This window comes from Bacillus sp. 220_BSPC (assembly GCF_001054655.1).
Lineage (GTDB): Bacteria > Bacillota > Bacilli > Bacillales > DSM-1321 > Peribacillus > Peribacillus frigoritolerans.
This window is the reverse complement of the sequence record NZ_JVPL01000188.1, coordinates 87,525-105,302: the sequence shown is the minus strand read 5'-3', so window position 1 is coordinate 105,302 and position 17,778 is coordinate 87,525. Positions and strand designations below refer to the sequence as shown.

The 17,778-nt window shown below is 41.1% G+C and carries 19 protein-coding genes; all 19 read left to right on the top strand.

All coding sequences use genetic code 11. The features are described from left to right. Positions 1-18 precede the first annotated feature (18 nt). The 19 genes from ADA55_RS14140 to ADA55_RS14055 all read left to right on the top strand — a co-directional run bounded on the left by ADA55_RS14140 (position 19) and on the right by ADA55_RS14055 (position 17,758). Complete coding sequence (locus ADA55_RS14140; protein WP_048684850.1) at positions 19-1,323, top strand: flagellar hook-length control protein FliK; 1,305 nt, start codon at positions 19-21, stop codon at positions 1,321-1,323. 8 nt (positions 1,324-1,331) lie between these two features. Then, positions 1,332-1,967, top strand: coding sequence for a flagellar hook assembly protein FlgD (gene flgD / locus ADA55_RS14135; RefSeq protein ID WP_048684848.1), 636 nt, complete (start codon positions 1,332-1,334; stop codon positions 1,965-1,967). Between the two features lie 10 nt (positions 1,968-1,977). After that, positions 1,978-2,112, top strand: coding sequence for a hypothetical protein (locus ADA55_RS31025; protein ID WP_260088753.1), 135 nt, complete (start codon positions 1,978-1,980; stop codon positions 2,110-2,112). Positions 2,113-2,428: 316 nt separating this feature from the next. Further along, the gene (locus ADA55_RS14130) at positions 2,429-3,694 is read left to right on the top strand and encodes a flagellar hook protein FlgE (protein WP_048684841.1); all 1,266 of its coding nucleotides are present in this window, start codon (positions 2,429-2,431) and stop codon (positions 3,692-3,694) included. Between the two features lie 26 nt (positions 3,695-3,720). After that, a complete protein-coding gene (locus ADA55_RS14125) occupies positions 3,721-3,957 on the top strand; it encodes a flagellar FlbD family protein (RefSeq protein ID WP_207117682.1) in 237 nt (78 codons plus the stop codon). Continuing rightward, positions 3,954-4,382, top strand: coding sequence for a flagellar basal body-associated protein FliL (gene fliL / locus ADA55_RS14120; RefSeq protein WP_048684838.1), 429 nt, complete (start codon positions 3,954-3,956; stop codon positions 4,380-4,382). The genes ADA55_RS14125 and fliL overlap by 4 nt, the downstream gene beginning before the upstream one ends. 52 nt (positions 4,383-4,434) lie before the next feature. Beyond that, positions 4,435-5,433, top strand: a complete 999-nt coding sequence (gene fliM / locus ADA55_RS14115) for a flagellar motor switch protein FliM (RefSeq protein WP_048684834.1) — start codon at positions 4,435-4,437, stop codon at positions 5,431-5,433. Next, positions 5,423-6,640, top strand: coding sequence for a flagellar motor switch phosphatase FliY (gene fliY, locus ADA55_RS14110; RefSeq protein ID WP_048684832.1), 1,218 nt, complete (start codon positions 5,423-5,425; stop codon positions 6,638-6,640). Before fliM ends, fliY begins: the two co-directional genes overlap by 11 nt. A gap of 17 nt (positions 6,641-6,657) precedes the next feature. Beyond that, positions 6,658-7,020, top strand: coding sequence for a response regulator (locus tag ADA55_RS14105; RefSeq protein ID WP_048684828.1), 363 nt, complete (start codon positions 6,658-6,660; stop codon positions 7,018-7,020). Between the two features lie 15 nt (positions 7,021-7,035). Beyond that, complete coding sequence (locus ADA55_RS14100) at positions 7,036-7,695, top strand: flagellar biosynthetic protein FliO (protein ID WP_048684824.1); 660 nt, start codon at positions 7,036-7,038, stop codon at positions 7,693-7,695. Continuing rightward, the gene (fliP, locus tag ADA55_RS14095) at positions 7,692-8,357 is read left to right on the top strand and encodes a flagellar type III secretion system pore protein FliP (RefSeq protein ID WP_048684821.1); all 666 of its coding nucleotides are present in this window, start codon (positions 7,692-7,694) and stop codon (positions 8,355-8,357) included. Before ADA55_RS14100 ends, fliP begins: the two co-directional genes overlap by 4 nt. A 14-nt stretch (positions 8,358-8,371) precedes the next feature. Beyond that, a complete protein-coding gene (gene fliQ / locus ADA55_RS14090; RefSeq protein ID WP_048684818.1) occupies positions 8,372-8,641 on the top strand; it encodes a flagellar biosynthesis protein FliQ in 270 nt (89 codons plus the stop codon). Positions 8,642-8,644: 3 nt separating this feature from the next. Then, on the top strand, positions 8,645-9,421 hold the full coding sequence (gene fliR / locus ADA55_RS14085; protein WP_048684815.1) for a flagellar biosynthetic protein FliR: 777 nt from the start codon (positions 8,645-8,647) through the stop codon (positions 9,419-9,421). Between the two features lies 1 nt (position 9,422). Continuing rightward, the gene (flhB, locus tag ADA55_RS14080; RefSeq protein ID WP_048684811.1) at positions 9,423-10,505 is read left to right on the top strand and encodes a flagellar biosynthesis protein FlhB; all 1,083 of its coding nucleotides are present in this window, start codon (positions 9,423-9,425) and stop codon (positions 10,503-10,505) included. Between the two features lie 41 nt (positions 10,506-10,546). Continuing rightward, positions 10,547-12,583: a flagellar biosynthesis protein FlhA gene (gene flhA, locus ADA55_RS14075; protein WP_048684809.1), complete on the top strand. Its 2,037-nt coding sequence runs from the start codon at positions 10,547-10,549 to the stop codon at positions 12,581-12,583. Continuing rightward, a complete protein-coding gene (flhF, locus tag ADA55_RS14070) occupies positions 12,580-13,737 on the top strand; it encodes a flagellar biosynthesis protein FlhF (protein ID WP_048684806.1) in 1,158 nt (385 codons plus the stop codon). Before flhA ends, flhF begins: the two co-directional genes overlap by 4 nt. Continuing rightward, positions 13,721-14,308 carry an AAA family ATPase gene (locus ADA55_RS14065; protein ID WP_053087410.1) on the top strand — a complete coding sequence of 196 codons (588 nt, stop codon included), beginning with the start codon at positions 13,721-13,723 and terminating at the stop codon, positions 14,306-14,308. Before flhF ends, ADA55_RS14065 begins: the two co-directional genes overlap by 17 nt. A 288-nt stretch (positions 14,309-14,596) precedes the next feature. Continuing rightward, positions 14,597-15,694, top strand: coding sequence for a protein-glutamate methylesterase/protein-glutamine glutaminase (locus ADA55_RS14060; protein WP_048684944.1), 1,098 nt, complete (start codon positions 14,597-14,599; stop codon positions 15,692-15,694). A 21-nt stretch (positions 15,695-15,715) separates the two neighbouring features. After that, complete coding sequence (locus tag ADA55_RS14055; protein ID WP_048684803.1) at positions 15,716-17,758, top strand: chemotaxis protein CheA; 2,043 nt, start codon at positions 15,716-15,718, stop codon at positions 17,756-17,758. Positions 17,759-17,778: the final 20 nt, after the last annotated feature.

The window sequence follows — 17,778 nt, the reverse complement described above, 5'->3', positions numbered from 1 at the left end:
GAGTGAGGAGGTGAATAGATGAATTTAGCCATTAATTTTGTACTTCCTTTGGCATCATTGAATCTAAAGGTACCAATTAAGGCAAATCAGCAAACTAATTCAGGGTTTGGTTCCGTCCTTCAATCAGCCATGGGGGCAGAACCCCCCATTCAATCGGATATGGTAGCCATCACTGAAGGACGAATGTCTGTAATAAAGGATTTGCTTGTTTTTTTGAAACTTGAAAGGTTGAGTGATACAGGGGAAGAGAGTGCAGCCGTTGCCCCTATAGTAAACCAACAAGACAACAACCATATTTTACAGATCCTAACAAACGTAGCTGGGAATGATGAGGATGCCCTTGCTGATTTCTTAGCGAGAATCGAGGAATTGGATTTAGAACAAGAAGTGGATGACTTCAGCCTGAATCCACAAAGTTTGTTATCTGCCAATGTCATGGAACTGTATACAATCCTGAAAAAAGTTACTGCATTGAGCGAAGAAGAATGGCAAGACCTACCCTTATCTGGTGTGGTGAATCTTTTGAAACTGGTAAAAATTCAAGATCTTCTCTCGGAGAATAAGGATGTGACACAAGATGAAGCGGCCATCCAGAAACAAATGAAACGCCTGCTTGAAGGGATAACGGGAAAGCTGGAGAAATGGCTGTCCAATCAGTCTAAATCAGAAATTGACCGATCTTTTAACACGTTGGAGAAAGGGCAAACTAAAGCCATGGAAACATTGAAAAGCGCATTCTCGCAATTATCCGGGAGTGACAAGGTAAATAAGGACGGGACAGTGGGCAGCGGTGTGACTTTGCAAAGTACGGATAGTGGTAAACATCAAGGGCCTGGTATGCCTTTTCTCATGACAAAGCTGGAACAATTCGTCTTGGCAGCTCCAAAAGGTGAGCAAACCGTCAGTCAAGAAGAGTTTGTTAAGCAATTTGAAAATATTTTAAGTAAGGCTAACTTTAGCGGAACTAACGGTGTAAATAAACTGTTGATCAGATTGAATCCTGAACATTTAGGGTCCCTAAGGATCGAGTTGATTCAAAAGGATGGCATGCTGTCAGCCAAGATTCTGGCTACTACTTCCCAGGCCAAAGATATGCTGGAGAATCAGATTCATGGTTTAAAACACGCCTTTAGCGGACAAAACATTCAAATTGAAAGAATTGAAATATCACAGGCCTTCAATGCTTTTAACTCTGAGAAATTCAGCCAGAAAGATGCGGAAGAACATAATGAACAACAGGAGAGTAAGGAAGAAAACAATGATGAGGCGGAAAGCGAGTTTATGGGATCCCTTGCCGATGCTCTGTTAAATCTGGAAGTGTAGGTGAAAAAATGACGACCATCGATACGTCGCTATTATTACCAAAATCTCAAACTGAAAACAGAAAAGCCGGGGATGCATTGGGAAAAGATGATTTCTTGAAATTGTTGCTTACCCAGCTTCAAAACCAAGATCCTTCAAGTCCGATGGATAATACGGAATTCATCGCCCAAATGGCCACTTTTTCTTCTCTGGAACAGATGATGAATATGGGAGCCCAATTGGAAGAAATAATTGGGATCAATCAACAAAATAGTTTAATGAACTATAACTCTTTTGTAGGAAAGGAAGTAACTTGGCACAAATTGGATGAGGGAGATGACGACCTTGCGATAGAAGAAGGGACAGGCATCGTTAAATCCATCCAATATAAGGGGGATGGTGTTTATTTTCTTTTAGAAGATGGCACAAAGCTTGAACCCGCAAATATTTCGGCAATGAAACAAACAAGTTCCACGGCGAATAGCCTGACGGCGGCAAGTGAATTAATAGGCAAGCGCGTTTCCTGGATGGACGAAAAAAGTGGAGAGTCGTCCGCTGTCGTAATCTCGGTATCCATGAGTAATGGCAAGCTGCAAATTGAAGTGGATGATGAAAACAAAACCAAGTTATCATCAGGGCAATTGATAAAAATCGCTGAAGCTTAAGGGGCAGAATATGAATAAACTTGGTTTTCAAGAAGATTCCGCTCAGCTGCTGTCACAAACCAAATTACAGTTTAGGCAAAGGCAAATGATCCCACAAGGCTTTCGACAGCATTTTCAAGCTGCTGTCTTCACAAATGAAAAATAGACCATTAGTAAACATGCTCAATTACTGATGAGTCAATACAGATATAGCACCGCAAACTTGGGACAAAATAGCCCATAAAGCCAATGAGACCAAAAAGATGGGGGTAACCGAAGCCCTTTTTCATTAAAGCTAATGCGGCACTCATAGGCACGGAAAACACCAAGGCCTTCACGGTAATGGACAGAGATGAAGCAACATCACAAATTTTCACGAAATCAATGGAACCATAATTATAGATAAATAGGCTGGACCTGGAAAAGGAAGCCTGGACTGCGGAATGACGGAAGCAGTCGTTATATGAAAGGGGAGCTTTTACATGCTTCGTTCAATGTATTCGGGAATAAGCGGATTAAAAAACTTACAAACAAAATTGGATGTTATCGGTAATAACGTTGCCAATGTCAATACATATGGTTTCAAAAAAAGCCGTGTGACATTCAGTGATGCGATGAACCAAACGGTATCTGGTGCAAGTGCAGCAACAGCCAATAAAGGCGGAACCAATTCCAAACAAATTGGATTGGGCTCCACGATTGCTACAATCGATACGATCCATACACAGTCAAGCCTTCAAACCACCGGCCGCGATCTTGATTTAGGGATATCCGGTGATGGCTATTTTGTCGTCAAGCAAGGTGATTCTCTTTCATATACACGTGCAGGTAACTTTTATCTGGATGATAATGGTACGCTTGTAAACGCGAATGGTTTGAAAGTACAGGCATACAAGATTGATGAAAACGGGAAACGATCAAAAACGATTGGCGACGTTGCTGTTAACGTCAATGCGATTTTACCTGCCATTACCACTACTAAAATATCAGTAAGTGGAAATCTAGCTTCTGACGCAATTGATGGTACCGTATTTAGCCAGCAAATGAAAGTTGTGGATGAAAAGGGAAAAGAACAAACGGCAACTATCTATTTCCAAAAAAACGGTGATGATAAATGGGAGCTATTTGATGAAGAACCTGCTGCTTTGGGGGATACCTCAGCAACTAAACCAAAGCCGTTCACTTCAGTGAATTTCGATGGTAATGGTCAGATTGTGGCAGCAGATAAAACCCAGACAGGTCAAACCATTAACATTTCAAGCGGCAATGAGGATGACTCGGATACAGCAGTTGATGAAAGCGTTCAAAAAGTTAATTTGGATTTTGATTTCTCGAACCTCACTCAAGTTAAAGGTTCCACTACTGCTCTTGTCAATCCGGACGGTAATAAAGAAGGTAAACTGGAAAGTTTTAATATTGGTTCGTCAGGCGAAATAAATGGCGTTTATTCCAATGGACTTATCACAACCTTAGGCCAACTGGCCGTTGCCAAGTTTTCCAATGCATCAGGCTTGACGAAAACGGGTGGTAATACTTTTCAGGAATCAATCAATTCAGGTACTGCAAACATCAATATCGCAGGTGAGGGGCGCGGTGTGATTGCATCAGGTTCATTGGAAATGTCCAATGTGGATTTATCCGAAGAATTTACTGAAATGATCGTTGCTCAACGTGGTTTCCAGTCGAATTCCAGGATCATTACGACGTCGGATGAAATTTTACAGGAATTAGTTAACTTAAAACGATAGGTTAAGGGAGGGAGGAGCCAGGTCTTTTGCTCTGGCTCCTAAATATCATTATCAAAGTCAGAAGGCTCAATGGCAAATGCTTTCATATAAATGCATTGTACATAGACACGGTCGAGTCATTGCCAGATACGACCATTACTTTTACAAATGGTAAGAAAATCGTTGTGCTAGAGAAGGAAGAGGAACTGGTTGCAGCTATCATACAATTTTATCGTACCGTTAATGTTCTCGGTTTTCGTAAGGATGTGGAGGAAAGTTCATGAAAAAAAACCTATTGACTATTATGTTGATTATACTCGTGGCTATAACGCTTGTTGGTGTCATAGCGGTCGTGGTTGTGACAAAGTTATCTGAACCCACATCTGCCGAAGATAAACCTAGCATTGACGAAATTGTGGAATCATTAGTGGAGGTTCCTGAAATTACTACGAATCTTGCAGGCAATGATTATATTAAAATCTCATTTATGGTCCAAACAGAAAATAAAAAAGCAAAAGAAGAGTTGGAAAAAAGAAATTTTCAAGTGAAAAATATCATCATTACCGAACTATCCGAAATGAAAGCGGAAGAGTTAACCGGTAAAAAAGGCAAGGAAAAGCTTCAGGAAGCTTTAAAGACTAGAGTGAATGAATTAATGGAAGAAGGAAAAGTTGAAAAGGTTTATATAACTTCCTCGATTCTGCAATAAGAACATCCTTGCTTCATTAAATTAGAAGGGGAAGCTTTGGAGGTGAGTGTTAATGTCCGGGGAAATATTATCGCAAAATGAAATCGATGCTTTGTTATCGGCCATTTCCACGGGGGAAATGGATGCAGATGATTTAAAAAAAGAAGAAGTAGAAAAAAGAGTGAAAGTATACGACTTTAAAAGGGCGCTTCGGTTTTCAAAGGATCAAATCCGGAGTTTGACAAGGATACACGAGAACTTTGCCAGGCTGCTGACCACATACTTTTCTGCTCAGCTCAGAACATATGTCCAAATATCCGTTGCTTCTGCAGATCAAATACCATACGAAGAATTTATCCGATCGATTCCGAAAATGACTATCATTAATGTTTTTGAGGTGCCGCCCTTGGATGGCCGAATCATTCTTGAGGTCAACCCGAATATCGCATATTCCATGATGGATCGCGTTTTGGGCGGGCGGGGCATAAGCGTGAATAAGGTGGATAGTTTAACGGAAATAGAAACGAAAATCATGTCGAATTTATTCGAGAAGGCTTTTGAGAATTTACAGGAGGCTTGGGGAACGATTGTTGACATAGACCCGGTGATGACTGAGTTCGAGGTGAATCCACAATTCCTGCAGCTGGTTTCACCCAACGATACAGTTGTGGTCATTTCCTTGAATACACAAATCGGAGAAACGAGCGGAATGATTAATGTTTGCATTCCTCACGTCGTATTGGAACCGATCATACCAAAGTTGTCCGCTCATTATTGGATGGGAAATTCCCAAAAGGAAAAAATCCCGGAGGAAATCATGATTTTGGAAAACCGTATCCGAAACGCAGATCTTCCCATTATATCCGAGCTTGGTTCCACGGACATCACCATCGAGGATTTTTTGCTGCTTGATGTTGGCGATGTCATCGATTTAAATAAGGCAATCGATGAACCTTTGACGATTACCATTGGAGGGATCCCGAAATACAGCGGGCAGCCAGGAAAAGTAGGAAAAAAACATGCTATCCAGATTCTTGATATTTTGAAAGGGGGAGACGAAGATGGTAAGTGATGGAATGCTTTCACAAGACGAGATAGATGCCCTTTTAAAAGGTACAAGTGATATAGAGGATGAGGTGTTCCCTCTTTCGATTGATGATTATTTATCAATGATGGAACTCGACACCCTCGGTGAAATTGGTAATATCTCCTTCGGAAGTTCGGCCACTGCTCTATCCACGTTGTTGAATCAGAAAGTGGATATCACCACCCCGACGGTTACTTTAATTGAAAGGGGGCAGATCGCGGAAGAATTCCCGCATCCGTACGTAGCGATTCAAGTGCAATATACAGAAGGTTTTTCAGGTATAAATATGCTGGTAATCAAGCAGAGCGATGCAGCTATCATTGCAGATTTGATGCTTGGCGGAGATGGGGGGAATCCTTCTGACCTTCTTGGGGAAATTCAATTGAGTGCTGTCCAGGAAGCCATGAACCAAATGATGGGTTCTGCTGCGACATCCATGTCGACCATTTTCAGTAAAAAAGTGGATATTTCACCACCTAGCGTAGATTTACTTAACTTTTTAAATGGTGTTGGTGAAAATGCGATACCTGACGAGGATTTATTTGCAAAAATCTCGTTCCGCCTCCGTGTCGGTAACTTAATTGACTCCAGCATCATGCAATTGTTGCCGTTAGAGTTTGCTAAAGGGTTAGTTTCTGAATTATTAAATGGGACGGGCGAAAGCCAACCTGCCGATATGAATACGCAAAAAGCACTGAGTGATCCAGAAATGAACATTCCGACTCAGGAGCCGGCACCATTCCAGGATAACCGGACTGATCGATCGGTAAATGAAACTTATGGACAAGGCGGTCATCAAGCCCAACCCATGAACCAAATACCGAATGTACCACAACATTTTGGAGTTTCATCCGTACCAACAGGACAGCCGGTGAATGTTCAGCCTGCCAGTTTCACTAGTTTCCAGCCTTATCAGCTTCAGGAGCCTGAAACGAAAAATCTCAGCATGCTGATGGATATCCCCTTGCAAGTGACTGTGGAACTTGGAAGAACGAAGCGCTCCGTAAAGGATATTTTGGAGCTTTCCTCCGGATCGATCATCGAATTGGATAAATTAGCAGGAGAGCCAGTGGATATCCTGGTAAACAGCCGCTTGATAGCAAAAGGTGAGGTAGTGGTGATTGATGAAAACTTTGGAGTGCGTGTTACGGATATCATGAGCCAAAGTGAACGATTAAATAAAATAAAATAATTTGGGGGACTAAAATAATGGCTAATAAAATTTTAATTGTGGATGATGCAGCATTTATGAGAATGATGATAAAGGATATCCTTTCTAAAAATGGTTTTGAAATAGTCGGGGAAGCAGCAGATGGCGCCCAAGCAGTGGATAAATATAAAGAAACCCATCCGGATCTTGTAACGATGGATATTACCATGCCCGAAATGGATGGTATTACAGCGTTAAAGGAAATTAAAAAGATAAATCCTCAAGCTAAGGTCATCATGTGTTCAGCGATGGGGCAGCAAGCCATGGTCATCGATGCGATCCAGGCGGGTGCAAAAGACTTTATCGTGAAGCCATTCCAGGCAGACCGTGTTTTGGAAGCCATAAATAAAGCATTAAGTTAAGAGGGTGTCTTCATATTGGTATTAATTAAAAAATGGCTTCAGTTCTCACTGATGATAGCAGTATTCTTCTCTGGGGCCATTCAGGCCCATGCGGAAGATCTTGAAAAAACAGTGAAGGATGTTTATGAACAGCCAGATGATTTAAAGGTGGATAAAGGTGAATCAATAGACTCGAAATCTACCAAACAGGCAACGAATTCTGACAAAGTGGGGATAACCGTTTGGGAGTTTCTGAGGATGATATTTGCTACTATTTTTGTAGTGGCCCTTCTATATATCCTATTAAAGTTCATTAATAAAAAAAGTAAATCGTATCAAAAGGCAAATTCAGTGGAGAATTTAGGCGGTACGGCCCTTGGTGCAAACCGTTCTGTTCAGCTTGTTAAGGTCGGCGGGCGAATATTGGTGATCGGGGTCGGCGAGAATATTCAGCTTTTGAAAGAAATAGATGAACCCGAGGAATATGAACAGCTTTTGAAAGATCACAACGATAAGATCGATCAAATGATCCAGCCTGGGGAACTTGCAATGAAGTTGAAAAATAAGTGGTTGAAGAAAAGCGGTTCAGAAACCGCTAGTTTCTCTGCAGAGTTCAAAAGTCAACTTGATCAAATGTCTGATAGCAGGAAAAAGCTGTTAAAGGAGCTTGATAGGAAAGGAAGAGACAATGAATGAATGAGTTCATGGAGTTTTTTAATAACAGTGATCCCACTAATGTCTCTACTTCCGTCAAACTTGTTCTTCTGATGACTGTCTTATCGCTGGCTCCAAGCATATTGATCTTGATGACCTGTTTTACAAGAATCATCATTGTCCTGAGCTTTGTGAGAACATCGCTAGCTACACAGCAGATGCCGCCGAATCAGGTGTTGGTCGGCTTGGCACTTTTCATGACATTTTTCATAATGGCACCGACTTTTCAGGAAGTGAATGAAAAGGCATTAACCCCATTATTTAATGAAGAGATAGATTTAGAAGAGGCATATGTACAGGCCTCGATACCATTCAAGGAATTCATGAGTGCCCATACAAGGCAAAAGGATTTGGCGTTATTTTTGGGTTATGCCAAGGTGGATAAGCCTGAAACGATACAGGACATTCCCTTGACTGCCTTTGTACCTGCTTTTGCAATAAGTGAAATCAAAACAGCTTTTCAAATTGGCTTCATGATTTTCATTCCTTTTTTGGTTATTGATATGGTCGTTGCAAGTGTTCTGATGTCGATGGGGATGATGATGTTGCCGCCAGTCATGATTTCCCTGCCATTTAAAATCCTCCTTTTCATTCTTGTTGATGGATGGTATTTAGTGGTGAAGTCTTTATTACAGAGTTTTTAAGCAGGTGAGAAAAAATGAGTGCAGATTTTGTTATTGATATAGCAGAAAAAGGAATTTATATGGTATTGATAATTGCCGGTCCATTGATGGTAATCGCTCTTATTGTAGGACTAGTAGTAAGCATCTTTCAGGCGACTACACAGATTCAGGAACAAACCTTGGCATTTGTTCCGAAAATCGTCGCAGTCTTATTGGGACTCATTTTATTGGCTCCATGGATGCTGAGCCACCTATTATCATATGCAAATGAAATATTCGGCAATCTGAACCGATTTGTAGGGTAGGGCATGGAGGAATTATTTCCGCACTTTCCCGCCTTTTTATTAATTGTAGTCCGGGTCACTACGTTTTTCGTGGCCATGCCGATTTTTTCGTACCGTTCAATACCGGTACAACATCGGGTCGGGCTTGGAATCTTCCTTGCCTGGATCATGTACTACACCATCGATGCTCCGGTTCTGGAATTGGATGTGACGTTTTATTTATTGATCATGAAAGAAGCGCTTGTTGGCCTTTTCATTGGGTTTGCAGCGTATATGATTTTGTCGGCCGTTCAAGTCGCTGGCGGATTGATTGATTTCCAAATGGGTTTTTCAATAGCGAATGTCATCGACCCCCAAACGGGGGCACAAAGCCCGTTGATGGGACAATACCTTTATACGGTCGCTTTATTATTCCTATTGAGCACTAACGGTCATCATTTGCTTTTGGATGGAATTTTTTATAGTTATCAGTTCATCCCGATTGACCAATTATTTGTACCATTCGGAGATCATGCACTGATAGAATATTTGGCCAAAGCTTTCAGCAAAGCTTTCATGATTGCTTTTCAAATGTCCATACCTGTAGTGGGAAGTATTTTCTTAGTGGATGTCACACTGGGGATCCTTGCCAGGACAGTCCCTCAATTAAATGTGTTCGTTGTCGGAATTCCAGTGAAAATCATTGCCGGCTTAGCGGTTATCATACTGGTAATGGGGATGATGATGACAGTTGTCACCCAACTCTTCAATTTCTTGCTTTTGACCATGCGTCATCTAATGCAGTTGATTGGAGGCGTTTGATGTGGAGAGGTTTCAGTTGGATTTGCAGTTTTTCGCAGGTGAGAAGACCGAAAAGGCGACTCCCAAAAAACGTCAGGATTCGAAGAAAAAAGGTCAGGTGGCAAAGAGTCAGGATGTAAATACCTCTGTGAATTTACTTGCAGTGTTTTCAGTATTATTGCTTATGGGACCGTACATGTATAATCATCTGCTCGGTCTCATGAAAGATTATCTGCAACATTTTACCTTGAATGGATTCAACGAGGAAAATATGAAAATTATCATGATTGAGGTTTTAAAGGAGATGGGCCTTATCCTGGGACCCGTTTTCGCAGCAGCGTTAGTGGCTGGGATATTGGCTAATGTCATGCAAGTCGGATTTTTGTTTTCGACTGAATCCATTCAGTTCAAACTTGAAAAATTGGATCCCATTAAAGGATTCAAGCGTATTTTTTCAATGAGGGCCATTGTTGAATTATTGAAATCCATTCTTAAAATAGCATTTGTTGGTTTTGTTGCCTTCTATGTACTATGGCAGCGCATGGATGAGATTATGATCTTATCACAGATTTCTGTGGAAGAAGCAATGGCAACATTGGCGGATATTACGATAAAAGTAGGATTTTATGCCGCCGTGGCCTTATTGTTCATTGCTCTATTGGACTATTTGTATCAAAAATATGACTTTGAAAAAAACATCAAGATGTCCAAACAGGATATTAAGGATGAGTATAAAAATTCCGAAGGGGACCCGCTCATCAAATCCAAGATAAAGCAAAAGCAGAGGCAGATGGCCGCTCAAAGAATGATGCAGGAAATTCCCGATGCGGATGTCGTCATCACCAACCCGACGCATTTTGCCATTGCTTTAAAATATGATGAAGAAAAAGCTGAGGCTCCGTATGTAGTGGCAAAGGGCGTTGATTTTGTTGCGCAGAAAATTAAATTCATTGCTAAAGAAAATGATGTGATCATGGTGGAAAATCGGCCTTTGGCCAGGTCTTTATATGATCAGGCTGAATTAGGCCAGGTGATACCTGAAGAGTTCTTTAAGGCGGTCGCTGAAATACTGGCCTTTGTATATAAAACCAAAGGTAAACTGTAAAGAAGTAATAAGGTAACCCGCTAGTTAGGAGAGAAAAAAACATGCGAGCAAGAGATTTAGTTGTTATATCGAGCGTCATCATGATCGTTGCCATGCTGGTCATTCCATTGCCAACATGGTTGTTAAGTATTTTACTCCTATTAAATATCTCTCTTGCGTTGCTGGTTCTATTGACTACGATGAATATGAAAGAACCTCTCGAATTTTCAATCTTTCCTTCCTTGCTCCTTTTACTGACATTGTTCAGGCTGGGGTTGAATGTTTCCACGACTCGTGCCATTTTGACCTATGGTGATGCTGGGGGAGTTGTAGAAACCTTTGGGTCATTTGTAGTCGGCGGTAACGTGCTTGTAGGATTAGTTGTATTCATCATTTTGGTCATCATCAATTTCATCGTGATCACGAAAGGTTCCGAACGGGTCTCGGAGGTGGCGGCAAGGTTTACGCTGGATGCGATGCCAGGGAAACAGATGGCCATCGATGCAGATTTAAATGCTGGGATGATTTCCGAAAACGAAGCACGTGCCAGAAGGGAAAAAATTAGTAACGAAGCAGACTTTTATGGATCCATGGATGGAGCGAGTAAGTTTGTTAAAGGGGACGCCATAGCGGGCATCATCATTGTCATCATTAACTTGATTTTCGGTATGATCATTGGCGTCATGCAATTGGACATGAGCTTTGGAGAAGCAGCCGTCCATTTTTCCATGTTATCGGTTGGTGACGGTATCGTGAGTCAGGTACCTGCTTTATTGATTTCTACAGCTACGGGAATAGTTGTAACCCGGGCTGCCTCGAATGGAAACCTCGGAGCGGATATTGTTGAACAGTTATTTCAATTTCCCAAAATGCTTTACCTAACAGCAGCAACCATTTTCCTTTTAGGGTTATTCACTCCCATTTCTGACTTATTCACCATTCCGATTGCTGCTTTATTAGTCGTTGGTGGGTATACGATTTCAAGGATACCGAAGCAGGACGAAAGTGAAATACAAGAAATGGAAGAAGTGTTGGAAACCGATGAAATGAAAAGTCCAGAAAGCGTCGTTAACCTTTTAAGTGTCGACCCGATCGAATTTGAGTTTGGATATGGATTGATTCCGCTTGCGGATGCCAATCAAGGGGGAGACCTACTGGACAGGGTCGTCATGATCCGCAGGCAGCTTGCAATTGAATTGGGGCTCGTGATCCCAGTTGTCAGAATACGTGATAACATTCAGTTGAATCCCAATGAGTATCGGCTGAAGATTAAAGGAAGCGTCATGGCAAAGGGTGAATTGCTCCTTAATCATTTCTTGGCCATGAGTCCGGGGATGGAGGATGATTCAATAGAAGGAATCGATACAATAGAATCGTCTTTCGGTTTACCAGCCAAGTGGATCACGGATGACATGAAAGAACATGCCGAGTTGTTGGGTTATACAGTTGTGGACCCGCCAAGCGTTGTATCCACTCATTTGACGGAAGTCATAAAGGCCAATGCGCAGGAATTATTGGGGAGGCAGGAAACGAAACAATTGATCGATCATCTTCACGAATCGGCACCTATACTGGTGGAGGAAGTCACTCCGAATCCTTTGTCTATAGGAGATGTACAAAAGGTATTGGCAAAATTATTGAAGGAAAAAGTTTCAATAAGGAACTTACCGATCATTTTCGAAACACTTGCTGATTATGGCAAGTTATCGACTGACACAGATTTGCTTACTGAGTATGTAAGGCAGAATTTAGCCAGACAAATAACGAATTCTTTTATTACGGATGAAAATAGAATTAAAGTCATAACATTATCGGGGAAAGTGGAGAAGACCATCGCGGATGGTGTACAGCAAACCGAACATGGTAATTTTTTATCATTGGATCCAACTCTATCGCAATCCATATTGGAGGCAATTGCAGCCAAATTGGAAGAGCTGACCCTAATGGATCACCAACCGATTTTACTCTGCTCTCCAGCAGTAAGGATGTATGCCCGGCAATTAACTGAACGTTATTTTCCTAATGTACCGATTCTTTCATACAATGAACTCGAATCGAATGTAGAAGTACAAAGTGTAGGGGTGGTGAATTTCGATTGAAAGTAAAGAAATATTTGGCACCAACAATGAACGAGGCAATGAAGCGAATAAGGGAGGAACTAGGCAGTGATGCGGTAATCTTAAGTTCAAAGGCTGTATATACTGGTGGTTTCTTAGGGTTATTCAAGAAGAGGAATATTGAAGTCATTGCAGCCATGGACCCCATGTCCCAGTCTAACCAAACCGTAACCAAACAAAAATCGAAGAAGTTGCCATCAAAGCTGGAAATGGCAAGTCATGCCCTTGAATCTAATGAAGGCAATAGGGAAAGTGCTGCCTTATTAAAAGAAATCGAAGGTTTGAAAGATATGATAAAGAGCTTGCAAGTCTATTCTCCTGATCGAAAATATCCGGGGAAACTACAGAAAATGCATGAATACCTATCCGAGCAGGAAGTGGATCGTTCACTTCGGTCCAAAATCATGGATGAACTTCTTGAAAAATGGTTCGTTTTTAAACAACAATCCACTGATGAAGAGGTTCAAGTTTGGTTGGAAGAAGCCATGTTCGGGATTTTGGAAAAGGTCGATAATGGAAAAACCGGGCTGCAAAAAAAGTATATTAATTTTGTTGGCCCGACAGGTGTGGGAAAGACGACAACCTTGGCAAAAGTGGCTGCAGAAACCATGTTGAAGCATGATAAAAAGGTGGCTTTCATTACGACAGATACGTACAGGATTGCTGCAATAGATCAACTTAAAACATATGCCAAGATCTTAAACGTTCCCATAGAAGTCGCTTATAATCTGGAAGACTTCAAAAGGGCGGCTGAACGCTTCTCCCATTATGATTTTGTTTTTATTGATACGGCCGGAAGGAATTTCCGTAACCCTCAATATGTAAAGGATCTTAATGAAATCATCCATTTTACAGATGAGATGGAAACCTATTTAGTGTTGTCTTTGACTTCTAAACAGAAGGATATGGAAGATATTTATCGACAGTTTGCTGCCATACCGCTTAAACAGGTCATTTTTACAAAAGCGGACGAAACTTCCACTTTCGGTCCTGTATTCAATTTTATACACACTCATAAATTAGGAGCCGCCTATATAACAGATGGACAGAATGTACCGGACGATATTGAAATAGCTACATCATCACAGCTAATGAAAATGGCTTTTGGGGCTAAAAAATATGAAAGATCAAGCTGAGAATTTACGAAGAAGATTGGAAGCCCGCCAAAATCAATCAATGGCCAAAACGATTGCCATTTTAAGCGGTAAAGGTGGAGTGGGAAAATCAAACTTTTCTTTGAATTTTTCCATTGCCTTATCCCAAAGTGGGAAAAAGGTACTGTTGTTCGACATGGATATCGGTATGGGGAATCTTGATATTTTGATCGGGGAACACTCGCCCTGTAGTATTATTGATTTTTTTGAAAAAGAATGTAGGTTGAAGGATATCATCATGTCAGGACCGGGAAATATTTCAATCATTACAGGCGGAACAGGGATGACGAATCTCTTTTCACTTGATGAAGATAAGTATACCCGCTTTAATGCAGAATTCAGTTTATTGCTGGCAAATTACGATTATATCTTATTTGATATGGGGGCAGGCATGACTGAGGATTCCATGAAATTCCTGTTATGTGTGGATGAATTGGTCGTTATCACGACGCCTGAACCTACTTCCATCATGGATGCATATTCCGCAATGAAATATATACATTCAGTAAACAAAGAGATTCCATTCTTCCTAGTTTGCAATCGTGTTTTCTGAGTAAGGACGGCAAAGAAACGATTAAGCGGCTACAAAATGCGCTAGTGAAATTTTTAGGTCTGGAAGCTGTAGCTCTAGGTTACTTGCCAGATGATAGAACCGTACCCCAATCTGTTACCAAACAAATGCCCTTTCTCCTTTTCGATTCTGAAGCCGGTGTATCCAAAGCCATCATGGACATTGCTTCGAGATATGAAAATCATTCATTTGGGGAAGAATTGACTTTGCAAAAAAGCCGTTTCCTCCAAAATATGAAGAGATATTTTTTTGGAAAGTAGGTCTCCTTCTATGGATAAAGTAAAAGTGCTGATAGTGGACGATTCTGCATTTATGAGAAAGTTAATCTCAGAGTTTTTGGCAGAAGATAACAGGATGGAAGTCATCGGGACTGCCAGGAATGGAATAGATGCCATAGAAAAAATAAAGGCTTTAAAACCCGATGTCGTGACTTTGGATGTGGAAATGCCGATTATGGACGGGTTGGAAGCATTAAACCGGATCATGAATGAATGTCCAATCGCTGTAGTCATGTTATCAAGCACAACAAAAAAAGGAACGGAAAATACATTGGCCGCGATGAACAGCGGAGCCTTTGATTTTGTGGCTAAACCTTCGGGAGCCATTTCATTGGACTTACATAAAATCAAGAAAGAACTCCATGAAAAAGTTATGGCTGCCAGCAGGGCAAATGTTCACAAACTAGAAAAAAATGCGAGAAATATTGAAAGAAGCCCATCCGTTTGGGGAAAATATAGTAAAATAGATTCAATGTTATCGTCAATAAATGAAAAAAACCGAAGAAAATGGTTCTATGGATACAAAAAAATTATAGTCATCGGTACATCAACAGGAGGCCCGAGAGCTCTGCAGACTGTCTTGACAGGACTTCCAGAAGACATTGATGCTCCTATACTCATTGTCCAGCATATGCCCCCCGGTTTCACAAAATCCTTGGCAACACGCCTGAATTCGTTATGCAAGATTAAAGTGAAGGAAGCTGAAGAGGGAGAACTGATTCAAAAAGGTGTCGCCTACATCGCACCTGGAGGTTATCACTTGAAAGTGAGGAAAGTCGGAATGAGCTGGGCAATCCTTTTGGATCAATCCGAATTGCGTAATGGACATCGCCCGTCGGTTGATGTGTTAATTGAATCGGTGAGTGAAATGAATGATTATGCGAAAATAGCCGTTATTATGACCGGGATGGGGATGGATGGGTCAAAGGGGCTTACCAAGCTGAAAAAAAAGGGTCCTTTAAAAGCGATAGCCGAATCACAGGAGACTTCAATCGTTTTTGGTATGCCTAAGGCGGCAATCAATACCAAGTTAATAGATTGCATAGAGGATGTAGAAAAAATAGCTAGAGCGGTAATAAGCTATTGTTAACACGTGGAGGTGTGAGATTGTATGGATATGAATCAGTATTTAGAGGTATTTATTGAAGAAAGTAAAGAACATCTTCAAACATGCAGCGAACAGTTGCTGGTACTCGAAAAGAACCCGGAAGACCTCTCGATTGTAAACGAAATCTTTCGTTCCGCCCATACCTTAAAAGGAATGTCAGCAACTATGGGTTATGAGGATCTAGCCAATTTAACTCATAAAATGGAGAATGTTTTGGATGCGATCCGAAACAGTCAAATCGTTCTTTCGCCTGAATTGTTTGACGTGATATTTTTAGCGGTAGATGATTTAGAAGCGATGGTCATGTCCATTGCTGAAGGTGGAGATGGAAAAAGAAATGTGATGGGGGTTGTCCATCAGCTGGAAATGATTGAAAAAGGCGAGTCGCCCGTTTCTTCAATCATTGCAGAAGTGGCGGCAGCTTCTGCCGTCCTTGAAAAGGAGGAAATGACTGTTGTAGAGTACGATGAATTTGAATGGACAGTACTACAGCAGTCAAAGGATCAGGGATTCAGCAGCTTCGAAATTTCGATAGGGTTGCGTGAGGACTGTCTTTTAAAAGCTGCCAGGGTGTTTATGGTTTTTGAGGTGCTTGAAAAGTCCTGTGAAGTAATCAAGTCACACCCACCCGTCGAACTTTTGGAAGAAGAGCAATTCGATCAGCGATTTACCATCACGGTGGTAACAAGGGAAACGAGTGATGAGATAAAGAATAAAATCATGAAGGTTTCCGAAGTGGATCAAGTTGTCGTAATTGCACTTGACCTTGAACACTTGCGGTATGCCGCCCATTCTAAAGATTATAAAGTTACTGAAATCCCAAAACAAGAGACAAATAATGCCGAGCTTCCAACGGAATATGATGATAAGAAAAAACAGGCACCCGTTAAGACGGCATCAAGCAAGACCATTCGAGTGAACATAGAGCGGCTTGATATATTGATGAACTTATTCGAGGAACTAGTAATCGATAGAGGCAGGCTTGATCAAATTTCCAGTGATTTGGATAATCAAGAATTGCATGAAACAGTAGAAAGAATGTCCCGTATAACCAGTGATTTACAAACAATCGTATTGAATATGCGGATGGTGCCCGTGGAAACTGTATTCAATCGTTTTCCTAAAATGGTACGTCAATTGGCAAGGGACTTAAACAAGAAAGTCAATTTGGAAATCAACGGTGCCGAAACGGAACTTGATCGTACAGTCATTGATGAAATCGGTGATCCTCTCGTACATTTGATAAGGAACGCCATGGATCATGGAATTGAAACACCTGAAGAACGTTTGGCGAAAGGGAAGAATGAAGAAGGGAAAATCCTGTTAAAAGCATATCACAGCGGTAATCATGTTTTCATTGAAATCGAGGATGACGGCGCAGGAATCAATAAGGATCGAGTCTTGAACAAGGCGCTATCCAATGGGATATTAACTAAGGAAACTGCCGCCACCCTAACGGATAAGCAAATCTATGAATTGATATTCGCGTCTGGTTTCTCAACAGCGGAAACCATTTCAGATGTATCGGGACGCGGTGTGGGGCTGGATGTAGTTAAAAATACCATTGAGTCCCTTGGTGGATCTGTGACGATCGATTCCAAAGAAAATGAAGGATCCATCTTCCTTATTCAGCTTCCGCTTACATTGTCCATAATTTCTGTCATGATGGTTGCCATCCAAAATGAAAAATATGCCATACCGCTTTCTTCCATCATAGAAACAGCAATCATAAAAAAAGCAGATATCATGAATGCCCATAATCAACAAGTCATTGACTTCAGGGGTAAGGTTCTGCCGCTTCTGTTCTTGAAAGATATATTTGAAGTTCCTATCAATCAGGAAGAAGAAGAGTCCCTCTCTGTGGTCATTGTAAGAAAAGGTGATAAATTAGCGGGATTAGTTGTAGATTCATTTATCGGGCAACTGGAAATCGTTCTGAAATCATTGGGCAATTATTTAACCAGTGCATTTGCCATATCCGGGGCTACGATACTTGGTGATGGTCAAGTTGCATTAATCATAGATTGCAACACATTGATTCATTGAATGATAGATGAATCGTGCAG

What these genes read in the sequence shown, in the direction of transcription:
- ADA55_RS14140 (WP_048684850.1), top strand. Translation starts at nt 19, where the DNA reads ATGAATTTAGCCATTAATTTTGTACTTCCTTTGGCATCATTGAATCTA.
- flgD (WP_048684848.1), top strand. Translation starts at nt 1,332, where the DNA reads ATGACGACCATCGATACGTCGCTATTATTACCAAAATCTCAAACTGAA.
- ADA55_RS31025 (WP_260088753.1), top strand. Translation starts at nt 1,978, where the DNA reads ATGAATAAACTTGGTTTTCAAGAAGATTCCGCTCAGCTGCTGTCACAA.
- ADA55_RS14130 (WP_048684841.1), top strand. Translation starts at nt 2,429, where the DNA reads ATGCTTCGTTCAATGTATTCGGGAATAAGCGGATTAAAAAACTTACAA.
- fliL (WP_048684838.1), top strand. Translation starts at nt 3,954, where the DNA reads ATGAAAAAAAACCTATTGACTATTATGTTGATTATACTCGTGGCTATA.
- fliM (WP_048684834.1), top strand. Translation starts at nt 4,435, where the DNA reads ATGTCCGGGGAAATATTATCGCAAAATGAAATCGATGCTTTGTTATCG.
- fliY (WP_048684832.1), top strand. Translation starts at nt 5,423, where the DNA reads ATGGTAAGTGATGGAATGCTTTCACAAGACGAGATAGATGCCCTTTTA.
- ADA55_RS14105 (WP_048684828.1), top strand. Translation starts at nt 6,658, where the DNA reads ATGGCTAATAAAATTTTAATTGTGGATGATGCAGCATTTATGAGAATG.
- fliP (WP_048684821.1), top strand. Translation starts at nt 7,692, where the DNA reads ATGAATGAGTTCATGGAGTTTTTTAATAACAGTGATCCCACTAATGTC.
- fliQ (WP_048684818.1), top strand. Translation starts at nt 8,372, where the DNA reads ATGAGTGCAGATTTTGTTATTGATATAGCAGAAAAAGGAATTTATATG.
- fliR (WP_048684815.1), top strand. Translation starts at nt 8,645, where the DNA reads ATGGAGGAATTATTTCCGCACTTTCCCGCCTTTTTATTAATTGTAGTC.
- flhA (WP_048684809.1), top strand. Translation starts at nt 10,547, where the DNA reads ATGCGAGCAAGAGATTTAGTTGTTATATCGAGCGTCATCATGATCGTT.
- ADA55_RS14065 (WP_053087410.1), top strand. Translation starts at nt 13,721, where the DNA reads ATGAAAGATCAAGCTGAGAATTTACGAAGAAGATTGGAAGCCCGCCAA.
- ADA55_RS14060 (WP_048684944.1), top strand. Translation starts at nt 14,597, where the DNA reads ATGGATAAAGTAAAAGTGCTGATAGTGGACGATTCTGCATTTATGAGA.
- ADA55_RS14055 (WP_048684803.1), top strand. Translation starts at nt 15,716, where the DNA reads ATGGATATGAATCAGTATTTAGAGGTATTTATTGAAGAAAGTAAAGAA.